The organism is Enterobacter cloacae complex sp. P16RS2, from assembly GCF_014982155.1.
GTDB lineage: Bacteria > Pseudomonadota > Gammaproteobacteria > Enterobacterales > Enterobacteriaceae > Enterobacter > Enterobacter cloacae_M.
On record NZ_JADCKW010000029.1, the window covers coordinates 64,617 to 76,870 of the forward strand.

At 56.5% G+C, this 12,254-nt stretch carries 10 protein-coding genes and 2 pseudogenes; 4 read left to right on the top strand and 8 right to left on the bottom strand.

The annotated features are described in order from the left end of the window. Window positions 1–17 precede the first annotated feature (17 nt). From INF68_RS18225 to INF68_RS18235, 3 genes and pseudogenes are all read right to left on the bottom strand, one after another. A complete protein-coding gene (locus INF68_RS18225; protein WP_126787317.1) occupies window positions 18–536 on the bottom strand; it encodes a 2-oxo-tetronate isomerase in 519 nt (172 codons plus the stop codon). An 11-nt stretch (window positions 537–547) separates the two neighbouring features. Next, window positions 548–994, bottom strand: coding sequence for a DUF421 domain-containing protein (locus tag INF68_RS18230; RefSeq protein WP_126787316.1), 447 nt, complete (start codon window positions 992–994; stop codon window positions 548–550). A 9-nt stretch (window positions 995–1,003) separates the two neighbouring features. Next, window positions 1,004–1,507, bottom strand: a pseudogene (locus INF68_RS18235) (hypothetical protein). A gap of 138 nt (window positions 1,508–1,645) precedes the next feature. On the opposite strand from INF68_RS18235, the gene INF68_RS18240 reads away from it, so the two are divergent. The 4 genes and pseudogenes from INF68_RS18240 to INF68_RS18255 all read left to right on the top strand — a co-directional run bounded on the left by INF68_RS18240 (window position 1,646) and on the right by INF68_RS18255 (window position 6,726). Then, window positions 1,646–2,035, top strand: a complete 390-nt coding sequence (locus tag INF68_RS18240) for a YdeI family stress tolerance OB fold protein (RefSeq protein ID WP_126787315.1) — start codon at window positions 1,646–1,648, stop codon at window positions 2,033–2,035. Window positions 2,036–2,099: 64 nt separating this feature from the next. Further along, complete coding sequence (locus tag INF68_RS18245; protein ID WP_126787314.1) at window positions 2,100–2,984, top strand: SDR family oxidoreductase; 885 nt, start codon at window positions 2,100–2,102, stop codon at window positions 2,982–2,984. A 181-nt stretch (window positions 2,985–3,165) separates the two neighbouring features. Then, on the top strand, window positions 3,166–4,089 hold the full coding sequence (locus INF68_RS18250) for a LysR substrate-binding domain-containing protein (protein WP_023311667.1): 924 nt from the start codon (window positions 3,166–3,168) through the stop codon (window positions 4,087–4,089). A 255-nt stretch (window positions 4,090–4,344) separates the two neighbouring features. Continuing rightward, window positions 4,345–6,726, top strand: a pseudogene (locus INF68_RS18255) (glucose/quinate/shikimate family membrane-bound PQQ-dependent dehydrogenase). A gap of 88 nt (window positions 6,727–6,814) precedes the next feature. On the opposite strand, the gene INF68_RS18260 reads toward INF68_RS18255, so the two are convergent. From INF68_RS18260 to INF68_RS18280, 5 genes are all read right to left on the bottom strand, one after another. Further along, window positions 6,815–8,506 (bottom strand): methyl-accepting chemotaxis protein, encoded by a 1,692-nt coding sequence (locus INF68_RS18260; protein WP_126787311.1) that lies wholly within the window; start codon window positions 8,504–8,506, stop codon window positions 6,815–6,817. Between the two features lie 160 nt (window positions 8,507–8,666). Next, window positions 8,667–9,785, bottom strand: coding sequence for an S-(hydroxymethyl)glutathione dehydrogenase/class III alcohol dehydrogenase (locus tag INF68_RS18265; RefSeq protein WP_126787310.1), 1,119 nt, complete (start codon window positions 9,783–9,785; stop codon window positions 8,667–8,669). Between the two features lie 31 nt (window positions 9,786–9,816). After that, window positions 9,817–10,092 carry a metal/formaldehyde-sensitive transcriptional repressor gene (locus INF68_RS18270; RefSeq protein ID WP_023311663.1) on the bottom strand — a complete coding sequence of 92 codons (276 nt, stop codon included), beginning with the start codon at window positions 10,090–10,092 and terminating at the stop codon, window positions 9,817–9,819. A gap of 101 nt (window positions 10,093–10,193) precedes the next feature. After that, complete coding sequence (locus INF68_RS18275) at window positions 10,194–10,964, bottom strand: SDR family NAD(P)-dependent oxidoreductase (protein WP_126787309.1); 771 nt, start codon at window positions 10,962–10,964, stop codon at window positions 10,194–10,196. A 55-nt stretch (window positions 10,965–11,019) separates the two neighbouring features. Then, a complete protein-coding gene (locus INF68_RS18280) occupies window positions 11,020–12,219 on the bottom strand; it encodes an arabinose transporter (protein WP_126787308.1) in 1,200 nt (399 codons plus the stop codon). Between the last annotated feature and the right edge of the window lie 35 nt (window positions 12,220–12,254).

The following is a 12,254-nucleotide window of genomic DNA, read 5'->3' on the forward strand; positions in this document are numbered from 1 at the left end:
GAACCTCCAACTGAGTTTTATCCGTTAATCCCGTCCGACAACGTTGTCACAAGTTCAGCCAGCGAGTAATGCACCGCTTTTTCGACCACGTCCTGACAGTCACCGGAGAAAAGCACGGTGCGGGTCTTCGTCTCGCCGCGTATGTTCCACGCAAAGCAGACCGTCCCCGCCGCCGTGCCGTCGTCGCCCCCTTCCGGGCCCGCGTAGCCGCTGATGGCGATGCTGATATCCGCCTGGGCGATGTCGCGGATACTGGCGGCCATCTCGGTTACCGTCTGCTCGCTCACGGCCGTAAACCGCTCAAGCGTCTCAGGGCGCACGCCGAGGATCCGCGCTTTGGCTTCATCGCTGAACACGACCAGGCCGACATCATAAAATTCGGCGGTGTTTTCCTCTGCGCAAAGCGCCACCGAGAGCTTTCCGCCCGTGCAGGATTCCGCGGTGGTTAAGCGAAGCCCGAGATCGGTTAATTTGCTCGCCAGCTTTTTCGTCAGTTCACCCACGGTATTATTGCTGTCGTGAAAAAGATTGCTCATCTTGCCGCCTCTTATTTCTCGAAAGGAATGATTGAAATATGGCCATTGCGCTCAAGTATGGCATATTTAATGTCGCTTATTTCCGTAATACCATTATTTTGACGCGCGGACACCAGAATATCATCACAGGACACGTCAACTTTTTTCAGTTTATCGGCTAACGGCACGCCGTTCTCAACAAGAATAACAGGAGTGCCATCCAGAATATTCTCAACCGGCGAGAAATATTTCTTCATCAGCCCGAAAATAATATCCACTACCACCAGCGTGGTAATAGTAATCATCGCGCCGGCCACGGAAAAATCTTGTCCGAGAAGCGCCTGCTGCGTGGCTTCACTAATTATAAGGAGCAGAATGAGATCGAAGCTGGTCATCTGCAGCAGCGCGCGACGCCCGGCCACTTTAAATACCACCACCAGAAACAGATAAATAGCCAGCGCGCGAAAGACCATATCCATATCAGCCTCCTAGGGGTAAATAAATTGCCAGATGTTAATTTCCGGCTCGCTGTTGACGCGGAAGACGGTGTTCCATTTACCGGCTCTGGAAGGTGTCGTGAAGAGTAACACGGAGAAGCTGTCGGTTTTTTTCAGGTTGTTATAGACAAAAAAGAGGGTCTTTCCGCGGCTGAACATAGCATCCGGCTACGGCCAGACGCTGCCGGGCTCATACGCATCGCTGCTCTCGCTGGCCATGCTGAGGACATACTTCCCCTCCGTTTGCACCGGAAACGCGAGCGCCATCCGCGTCTCTGTCTCCCGTCGCCCAAAGCGTTCATAGTTTATAGTCAATGATTTAGCAGAATTCGTTTTGACAGTATCACTGACCATTCCGCTGGAAAAAAAACCGGCAATCGCCGCGACGATAATACCCAGCAGAACAATAAAACCCACCTGACGAAACGCGTATTCAAATGTCAGCAAACGGTAACTCTCATCTATCCCGGGTAACTTTTCATTTTCACGCTTCATGGCCATCGTCACCGTTTCGCTTATTATCCGATAATTTTGATTTCTAACGCGAATGTTTTTAGGACTTATCACATTTGCCACATAAAGGAATAGCAACAATACTTAATAAGTCAAGACACGCAAAATGAAGGATATCGGATGAAATTATCACTTATTTCCGCTTTATTGATATTTTTGGTTCCGGCCGCATGGGCAGATAATAACGGGGGTTTACAAAAAGGCGAAGCGCCACCGCCTCCCCACGCGCTTGATAGCGGATATCGCGGAACCGACGACGCGCGTATTATGACCATCAGGCAGGCAAAAGAATTGCATGATGGTGCGACAATTTCATTACGCGGTAATCTTATTGACGGGAGCGGCGATAAGTTTGTATTTCAGGATAAAACCGGAAAAATCGACGTTATTATTCCCCAGGCAGTCTTCGACGGCAGAACGGTAAAACCCGACCAGATGATCGGTATCAACGGTTCGCTTGATAAAAAATCATCTCCTGCCGTCGTCCGTGTCGATCGTTTGCAGAAATAATTCAGCGAAGCGTTAACGCTGCAGTTATCCATCAAATCTCACCCCTTGGCTTAAGGAGTCAGCTATGAGTGATACTAAACAACGTACGAACGCTTACCCGCAGCCCCCGTTCCCGGAACAGCCGCAAACGCCGCCGGGACTGGCATCCGAAATGCAGCCTGTACCCGACCACGGGGAAACAAGCTACAAAGGACATGGCCGCCTGGCCGGCAAAAAAGCGCTGATTACCGGTGGTGACTCCGGTATTGGTCGCGCGGTCGCTATCGCCTATGCTCGTGAAGGCGCTGACGTTGCCATTAACTACCTGCCTGAAGAGGAAAAAGACGCCGCTGAGGTCATCGACCTGATTGAAGCCGAAGGTCGCAAGGCTATCGCGCTGCCGGGAGACGTCCGGGACGAAACCTTCTGTCAGAATCTGGTCGAAGAAGCCGTGTCGAAACTGGGCGGGCTGGACATTCTGGTCAACAATGCCGGTCGTCAACAGTACCGTGAATCGCTTGAGGAACTGACCACGGAAGATTTTGACGCAACGTTTAAAACCAACGTTTACGCCCCTTTCTGGATCACCAAGGCGGCGCTGCGCCACCTGAAAGCGTCGTCCGTTATCATTAATACCTCGTCCGTTCAGGCGGTGAAGCCTAGTCCCGTGCTGCTGGACTACGCCCAGACGAAAGCCTGTCTGGCGGTGTTTACCAAATCCTTAGCCAAACAGCTGGGTCCGAAAGGCATCCGCGTCAACGCGGTTGCCCCTGGCCCTTACTGGACGGTACTGCAATCCAGCGGCGGACAGCCGATGGAAAAAGTGAAGGAGTTCGGTGGCGACACCCCGCTGGGACGTCCGGGCCAGCCCGTCGAGATAGCCCCGCTGTACGTCACGCTGGCCTCGGATGAATGTTCATTCACGTCCGGCCAGGTGTGGTGTTCCGATGGCGGTGACGGCGTGATCTAAACCGGTAAACGATCCCCCTCCGCAATGAGCAATAAATGAACAAGGATGTTCGCTTTTATTCCCCCGCCAAAAAACATGTTGTAACTCAAACAGATCAAATGTTAAAAATATTTTGCTATCAGGTTATCAAAATTAAACAACTTAACTTGTCACCCGCATCGCTCTGTTTTTAACATCGCCTATGGAAAAAAATGGTCTGTTCAGTCAGCGCATACGCTTGCGCCATTTGCATACATTTGTGGCCGTCGCTCAACAGGGAACGCTGGGGCGTGCGGCTGAAACTCTCAACCTGAGCCAGCCTGCGCTTTCAAAAACCCTCAACGAGCTGGAACAGCTGACCGGTGCCCGCCTTTTTGACCGCGGCCGGCTGGGGGCGCAGCTTACCATCGTGGGCGAACAGTTCCTCACGCACGCCGTGAAAGTGCTGGATGCGCTCAATACCGCAGGCCAGTCCCTGCACCGAAAAGAAGAGCAAACCAGTGAGGTGGTGCGCGTGGGTGCTTTGCCTACCGCGGCGCTGGGCATCCTTCCGCCCGTTATCGGCCAGTTCCACAAGCAGCAGCGACATACTACGATTCAGGTTGCCACCATGAATAACACCATGCTGCTCGCGGGGCTGAAATCGGGCGAACTGGATCTCGGAATCGGTCGCATGTCCGACCCTGAGCTGATGGGCGGCCTCAACTATGAACTGCTGTTCCTGGAATCCCTGAAGCTGGTGGTTCGTCCCGATCACCCCCTGCTGCAGGACACGGTCACGTTAAGCCGCGTTATGGAATGGCCGGTAGTGGTCTGCCCAAAAGGGACCGTTCCCCGCCAGACCGCCGAAACCTTGCTGCAAATGCAGGGGTGTACGCTACCCTCAGGATGTATCGAAACGCTGTCGGCCTCGCTTTCGCGCCAGCTTACGCTGGATTATGACTACGTCTGGTTCGTCCCCTCCGGCGCGGTGAAAGATGATTTACGTCAGGGAACGCTGATCGCCCTGCCGATTACCTCCCCTGGCCCCGGTGAACCTATCGGCATTTTGACCCGCGTAGACACCCCGCTTTCTACGGGCGCGCAGACGCTTCTGAGCGCCATCCGCAAATCGATGCCGGTTTAAAACCTTTCGCCCCTCCCCTAACCCTCTCCCCTCAGGGGCGAGGGGTCTGTCCTGTGCGTTAATCAAATAATGCGGAATAAATCATTAACAATTGCGCAAAACAATTTAACAGTTTTATCATAGCGGCGAATTCACCAAATGGTTCGCAAAGCATTTTGTAACTCCGAATTCACCCGTATTAATCATTCTTCCCTCCGCATTTATTACCCAACTGGTACATACCCAGCACGACGGGGGGATCTTAAGGAGACAGAAATGGCATTTGGCAGCGCGCCACGTGGGATACCGCGTATCCTGCAGTGGCTTCTTGCCGGACTGATGTTGCTCATCGGTCTGGCAGTCGGCGGGCTGGGCTTTAAGCTCGTCACCGTAGGCGGAAGTGGATACTTCCTGATTATGGGCGTGGTGATGGTGATTGCCGCGATCCTGATTTTCCTCAATCGCAGCAGCGGGATCGTGCTTTACGGCATCGCCTTTATTGCCTCGCTGTTCTGGGCGGTAAGCGATGCGGGCTGGGACTTCTGGCCGCTCTTCTCCCGCCTGTTTACCTTTGCCGTACTGGCCTTCCTCTGCGCCATCGTCTGGCCTTTCCTGCGCGCGGCAAACCACAGCGCCGCGAACAAGGCTCCCGCTTTTGGCGTCGCGGCCGTGCTCGCGGTGGCGATGCTGGTCAGCCTGGGCTGGATGTTTAAGCCGCAGACCCTCGTGGCAGCGAACGAGCCCGTTCCGGTGAAACCCGTCGCCCCCGGCGAGCAGCAAAAGAACTGGGAGCACTGGGGCAATACCACCCACGGCGACCGTTTCGCCGCGCTGGACCAGATTAACAAGCAAAATGTCCGCGATCTGAAAGTCGCCTGGGTTGCGCACACCGGCGATATTCCGCAGAGCAACGGCTCCGGCGCGGAAGATCAGAACACGCCATTGCAGATTGGCGACACGCTATACGTCTGTACCCCATACAGTAAAGTTCTGGCGCTGGACGTGGATTCCGGCAAAGAAAAATGGCGCTACGATTCCAAAGCCACGGCGCCTAACTGGCAGCGCTGCCGCGGTCTGGGCTATTTTGAAGACCATTCCAGCGTGACAACGTCACAGGCAGAAATACAGCCTGCGGCATGCCCTCGCCGCCTGTTCCTGCCGACCACCGACGCCCGCCTGATTGCCATCAACGCGGATACCGGCAAGGTCTGCGAAGACTTCGGCGACCATGGCACCGTGGATCTGAGCATCGGCATGGGCGAGATCAAGCCCGGATATTATCAGCAGACCTCCACGCCGCTGGTCGCCGGCAATGTTGTCGTCGTCGGCGGTCGCGTCGCGGATAACTACTCAACCGGCGAACCGCCGGGCGTGGTGCGCGCCTACGACGTGCACACCGGTAAGCTGGCGTGGGCGTGGGACCCGGGTAATCCGAACCTGACCGGCCTGCCGCCGGAAGGCCAGACCTACACCCGCGGCACGCCGAACGTCTGGTCAGCGATGTCCTACGACGCTAAGCTGAACCTGATCTACCTGCCAACCGGCAACGCCACCCCGGATTTCTGGGCGGGCGAACGTACCGCGCTGGATGATAAGTACAGTTCCTCCATCGTCGCCGTCGACGCGACCACCGGTCAGGTGCGCTGGCATTTCCAGACAACCCATCACGACCTGTGGGACTTTGACCTGCCTTCCCAGCCGCTGCTGTACGATCTGCCTGACGGTAAAGGTGGCACCACGCCTGTGCTGGTGCAGACCAGCAAGTAGGGCATGATCTTCATGCTTAACCGCGAAACCGGCAAGCCGGTGGCGAAGGTAGAAGAACGTCCCGTTCCGGCGGGTAACGTTGAAGGTGAACGCTACTCTCCGACCCAGCCGTATTCCGTTGGCATGCCGATGATTGGCAACCAGACGCTGACCGAATCCGACATGTGGGGCGCGACGCCTGTCGACCTGCTGCTGTGCCGCATTCAGTTTAAAGAGATGCGCCATCAGGGCGTCTTCACGCCGCCGGGTCTCGACCGTTCCCTGCAGTTCCCTGGCTCACTCGGCGGGATGAACTGGGGCAGCGTCTCCGTTGACCCGAACAACAGCCTGATGTTCGTCAACGATATGCGCCTGGGCCTGGCAAACTACATGGTGCCGCGCGCTAACGTGGCGAAAAACGCCAGCGGCATCGAGATGGGCATCGTACCGATGGACGGGACGCCGTTCGGCGCGATGCGCGAACGCTTCCTGTCGCCGCTGGGCATTCCGTGCCAGAAGCCGCCGTTTGGCACCATGTCGGCCGTTGACCTGAAAACCGGCAAGCTGGTGTGGCAGGTGCCTGTCGGCACGGTGGAAGATACCGGCCCGCTGGGCATTCGTATGCACATGCCAATCCCAATCGGTATGCCGACGCTGGGCGCTTCGCTCTCTACCCAGTCCGGTCTGCTGTTCTTCGCCGGCACGCAGGATTTCTACCTGCGCGCGTTTGATACCGCCACCGGGAAAGAGATCTGGAAAGACCGCCTGCCGGTCGGCAGCCAGTCCGGCCCGATGACCTACGTGTCGCCGAAAACCGGTAAGCAGTACATCATCATTAACGCCGGGGGCGCCCGCCAGTCTCCGGATCGCGGGGATTACGTTATCGCGTACGCGTTACCCGATAAGCAATAAGATGTGAAAAAGGGACCGAAAGGTCCCTTTTTTGTAGGTCAGATTTTGTAGGTCGGGTAAGCGAAGCGCCACCCGACACTGCCGAAACTCAGAACGTCTCCCAGTTATCCCCGGAAACCGTCGCCGCCGGGCGCAACGGTGCGTTCTTCGCCACTGGCGCAGACGTCACCGCGCGGCCCGACTTTGCACCGCTCAGACGAAACGCCCCGACCGCCTCGGTCAGACGCGCGCCCTGTTCTTCCAGAGACGCCGCCGCCGCGGAGGCTTCTTCCACCAGCGAGGCGTTCTGCTGGGTCACTTTATCCATCTCAGAAATCGCCTGGCTCACCTGAACAATACCGCGGCTCTGCTCGTCGGACGCGGCGGCAATCTCCAGCATGATGTCGGTCACGCGTTTAACCGCTTCGACGATTTCATTCATGGTGTTACCGGCAGCCACCACTTCACCGGAGCCCTGGTCGATCAGCGAGACCGATTCGTTAATCAGGCTTTCGATCTCTTTTGCAGCATTCGCACTGCGGCTTGCAAGGGTTCGGACTTCGCTAGCCACCACGGCAAACCCGCGCCCCTGCTCGCCCGCCCGCGCCGCTTCTACCGCCGCGTTAAGCGCCAGGATATTGGTCTGGAACGCAATGCTGTTGATGACGGCGGTGATCTCGGAGATTTTTTTCGAACTGGTGGAGATATTGCCCATGGTTTTGACCACGCCGGAGACCATCTGGCCGCCGCGGCTGGCTTTCCCGGAGGCATCTTCCGCCAGCTTGCTGGCATGATGGGCGTTATCGGCATTCTGTTTCACCGTCGCGGTGAGCTGTTCCATGCTTGCGGCGGTTTGCTCAATGGCCGCAGCCTGCTGTTCGGTACGCGAAGAGAGATCGGTGTTACCGGCAGAAATCTCGCTCGTGCCGCGGTAGATCTCCTCCGCCCCCTGACGTACGGTGCCCACGGTATTTTCCAGCGAGTGCTGCATGGTTTGCAGATCGCGCGTCAGGCGGCCAATTTCGCTGCGCCCGGCCACGTCGTCCGGCATCGTCAGGTCGCCTTTGGCGATATTCTCGATACGTTTCGCTGCACGCTGCAAAGGATTGATTACCGTACGGCGCAGCACGACAAAGGTCATCGCCGTCAGCACCAGCGCCAGCGCAAACGCGCCCACCATAAACATCAGGCCCAGCTGCGTGCGGCTGTGCGCCTGCGCCGTCAGCGCATTGGCACGCTCGGTACGGATCTTAATCGCCTTTAGCAGCACGGCGTTGTAAGCGTCATCCAGCGGACGCGCCGTTTCGTTTTCGTGGTTGATAATCGCTTCGAACATGCCGTTTTTGGCAAATTTCACCATCGGCTGCATGCCCGAGATATAGGCGTCGTAGCGTGCTTTCAGATCAGCGTCCAGCGCTTCGTCTGAAGAGGTGCGCACCGTACGGTTCATATAGGCGGTAAAGCTATCCTGGGACTGCTTAATGCGCTTTTCCGCCTCGCTGATGTTCTGCTTCATCGCATCCATCTCCGCGATACGGCTTGCCGCACCGGCGTGGATCAGATTGATACGTGCGGTTCGCAGATGGTTTGAGCTGTTCGACAGCCCCATACGCACCTGAATTTCGGATGTGACATCCTGCTGATCGTTATCGGCCTGCAGCAGGAAATACCCCGCCAGACCCGAGCTCAAGGCGAACAGAAGAATAATGCCACCGAGAATGGAGGAAAACAGCGGAACCAGCCTGATGTGATGCAAGAAGCTCAGCTTGTGCTGCGCCTGCATCGAAGTAGTGTTGTCCATGACCGTCGACTCTCTTGTAGGTAAGATGCGTAAAAACACGCCTGTTAAATAGTCATCGGCACGGCAGAGATTTAGATTACGGCTAAAAACGCCGCACTGGTCACACTTTAGAGAAGATTATTAAAGAAACGCCAGCGGTGAAAAACCGCTGGCAGAAGAGTTACTTGTCGCCGAAATGAATGACGGTACGGATGGATTTTCCTTCGTGCATCAGATCAAACGCGTCGTTGATCTGCTCCAGCGGCAAACGGTGGGTAATGAACGGATCGAGCTGAATCTTGCCGACCATAGCATCTTCAACCATACCCGGAAGCTGAGTACGGCCCTTCACGCCGCCAAACGCGGAACCGCGCCACACGCGACCGGTGACCAGCTGGAATGGACGGGTTTTAATCTCCTGGCCCGCGCCGGCCACGCCAATGATGATGCTCTCGCCCCAGCCTTTGTGGCAGCATTCGAGCGCGGAACGCATCACGTTCACGTTGCCGATACATTCGAAGCTGAAGTCAACGCCGCCATCGGTCATGTCAACAATGACATCCTGAATCGGTTTTTCGTGATCCTTCGGGTTAACGAAATCGGTCGCGCCCATTTCACCCGCGAGCTTGAATTTCTCCGGGTTGGTGTCGACCGCGATGATACGACCGCCTTTCGCCTGCACCGCGCCCTGAATCACCGCCAGACCAATGCCGCCGAGACCGAACACCGCAACGGTGTCGCCCTCTTTGACTTTTGCCGTGTTATGCACCGCGCCGATACCGGTGGTCACGCCGCAGCCCAGCAGGCAGACTTTATCCAGCGGCGCCTGCGGATTTACCTTCGCCAGCGAGATCTCCGCACAAACGGTGTATTCGCTGAAGGTGCTGGTGCCCATGTAGTGATAAACAGGCTCGCCGTTATAGGAGAAACGGGTGGTACCGTCCGGCATCAGCCCTTTCCCCTGGGTAGCGCGAACCGCCTGGCAGAGGTTGGTTTTACCGGATTTACAGAACTTACACTCGCCGCACTCCGCCGTGTACAGCGGGATAACGTGATCGCCAGGCTTCAGGCTGGTCACGCCCTCGCCCACTTCCACCACAATCCCGCCGCCTTCATGACCCAGCACTGCCGGGAAGACGCCTTCCGGATCGTCACCGGAGAGCGTAAACGCATCGGTATGGCACACGCCGGTATGGGTGATTTTGATCAGCACTTCGCCTTTCTTCGGCGGTGCCACGTCGATTTCAACGATTTTCAGCGGCTGGCCGGGACCAAATGCAACTGCAGCGCGAGATTTCATATTGTCTTCCCTTATTGTCAGGTCTGTGGGTTTATTTTAGATAAGAGCGCAGCAAATGGCCGACTTCTGCCATGCGTACGGCTCGCTGATCCGGCGTGGTTTCCCCCGTCACCAACTCATCTTTGAGGTGAATTTCAACCATTTCGCCCATCAGGCCATTGGCAGCCCCGCGCACGGCGGCGATTTGCTGCAGGATGGCCAGACAGGGATCGCCCGACTCCAGCGCGCGTTCAAGGGCCTCAACCTGGCCCCGAATGCGGCGGACGCGAGTAAGAATACGTTTTTTATCTTCGGGTGAATGCGGCATACGCCCTCCTGATACTATAGGGGGGTATGGTACCTATTTTATCCTTGATATGTAAACACTCTGTTTTTTATGGTTAATGCGCATTTCGTTAACGTTACGTATTACTCCGGCAGCGCTATCCCTGAAATCTCAGTACAAATATTAATGAGACGATCCTGCAATGCGACGTCGTGCGCCTGCGGATTAGCCGTCATGCGCTTCATGTGATAGAAATATTTCCCCGTTACGTCAGTCTCAGAATCACGGCTGGCGGCAAGCCAGGCCTGGGTCAGGTGCGCCTGGTCCATATCGTCCGGGGCATGCGGCCCCCCCATCTTTGTCGGCACCCAGCCAGGCTCGAGGCTGTTACTACGCACATCACGCCAGCGACGCGCCAGAGCAAAAGCCAGCATAGCGTCGTGCAATTTACTCTCCGCATAGGCGTCGGCCCCATTCCAGCGACGTTTGCGCCAGAGAATATCATCCAGGTTTGCCCGGGCATGATGATGCATACCCGAACTCAGGTAGACGAGGCGATGCGGACGTTCAATCACCGCGGTGAGGATGTAAGCCGAGAGCGTGTTGATCGCGAAAACGTGCGGCAGCCCGTCTCGGGTCACGCGATACGCTTCATTGTAGCCAACGGCAGCATTGTGGATGACGGCATCGAAGCGTCCCAGGGCGTTGACATGTAATGCCGTTTGCCTGGCACCTTCCATTGTCTCCAGGTCACCGACAACGACGGCTTCAGCCTGGGGTAAGGCACGGAGGGCCTCTTCTGCACGGTTCGCATTACGCGCGTGCAATACAACCTGGTGTCCTTGCTGAACCAGCAGTTCAGCTGCCATCAGACCCAGGCCTGTGGACGAACCGGAAATAAAAATGCGTGACATATAATTTCTCCAGATTATTAAACCGACAGCAAGCGCTGCCGGCTCGGATATTAATTCAGGATTGCTGCATGCGAGACGCGCTCGCAATCAGCGCCCCCAGCAGCGCACAGGCCGCACCAGACAGATATACAGCGGCATAACTAAACTGACCGGCGATCAGGCCAGCTACTGGCCCGGCGATCCCATAAGCGACATCCAGAAATGCAACGAATGCGCCCATTGCGCTGCCGCGGTTGGCTTGTGGAACACGTCTCAAGGCTTCGACGCCCAGTGCGGGGAAAACCAGTGCACAGCCCAGACCGGTAACCAGAGCACCTGCAAGAGCCATCCATTCGTTTGAACCCAACCACAATATTGCCTGGCCAAGCGCTTCAACCACCAGTGACCAAACCGCAACGCGATAGCCGCCTGTTTGGTCTGGTAGATGCCCCAGGGCGAGGCGAATGAAAATAAAACCCAGACCAAACGCAGTCATCACCAGGCCGGCGTTCTGCCAGTGATGTGCCGCAAAGTACAGCGAGGCAAAAGTGGTTAGTCCTGACAACCCAACGCCCTGCAGCATTAATCCCAGCCCTTCGCGCCAGATGCGCCCTACTACGCGATGGAATGGCAGTCGCGGACCTCCAGGCGATATATATAATGTGGTACAAAATGCAACCAGAGCGGCTAACATCGGTGCAGCAATACAGGCAATCATCGCCATAGCGAGGCTGTAATGCTGATATAACGCCATGCCAACAGGAGCACCAATCGACAGCGCCGCGAACATCGCGATGCCGGTCCAGGACATGGACATACCGGCGCGCTGAGGGCCAACTGAGGCAATGGCCCAGGACACGCATCCCGTCACGAACTGACTTTCGCCAAAACCGGCCATCAGACGACCTGCGATAACAATGCAAAGGGTTGCAGCAGGCGATAAATCCGTTACCGAAGCCACCAGATACAGCGCCCCTGCTATCGCTGAAAGGATTGCTCCCTGCAGAGCAGAACGTTTACCGCCCTGCTGGTCCGTAACCCGTCCGGCATAGCCGCGGGTCAGGACGGTGGCCAGAAACTGGATGCCGACCACCAGTCCCACAACCAGGTTGCTGAAGCCGAGATGACCATGGATGAACAATGGAATCACCGGCAGTGGCAGTCCGACTGCCAGATAGCCAAAGAAAAGTGCGGCAATAACGCCCGTTGCCGGGCGGGGAAGCAGGACGCGCGGGGTGTTATCCTCCGCGAGCCGCTTAATGGCGACGGCTCCCATGTCATTATCCTTTATGAAATATGATTAAGTGGGTT

Coding starts and splice junctions, on each gene's coding strand:
- INF68_RS18225 (WP_126787317.1), bottom strand. CDS start 536: ATGAGCAATCTTTTTCACGACAGCAATAATACCGTGGGTGAACTGACG.
- INF68_RS18260 (WP_126787311.1), bottom strand. CDS start 8,506: ATGGACAACACTACTTCGATGCAGGCGCAGCACAAGCTGAGCTTCTTG.
- INF68_RS18275 (WP_126787309.1), bottom strand. CDS start 10,964: ATGTCACGCATTTTTATTTCCGGTTCGTCCACAGGCCTGGGTCTGATG.
- INF68_RS18270 (WP_023311663.1), bottom strand. CDS start 10,092: ATGCCGCATTCACCCGAAGATAAAAAACGTATTCTTACTCGCGTCCGC.
- INF68_RS18230 (WP_126787316.1), bottom strand. CDS start 994: ATGGATATGGTCTTTCGCGCGCTGGCTATTTATCTGTTTCTGGTGGTG.
- INF68_RS18250 (WP_023311667.1), top strand. CDS start 3,166: ATGGAAAAAAATGGTCTGTTCAGTCAGCGCATACGCTTGCGCCATTTG.
- INF68_RS18265 (WP_126787310.1), bottom strand. CDS start 9,785: ATGAAATCTCGCGCTGCAGTTGCATTTGGTCCCGGCCAGCCGCTGAAA.
- INF68_RS18280 (WP_126787308.1), bottom strand. CDS start 12,219: ATGGGAGCCGTCGCCATTAAGCGGCTCGCGGAGGATAACACCCCGCGC.
- INF68_RS18240 (WP_126787315.1), top strand. CDS start 1,646: ATGAAATTATCACTTATTTCCGCTTTATTGATATTTTTGGTTCCGGCC.
- INF68_RS18245 (WP_126787314.1), top strand. CDS start 2,100: ATGAGTGATACTAAACAACGTACGAACGCTTACCCGCAGCCCCCGTTC.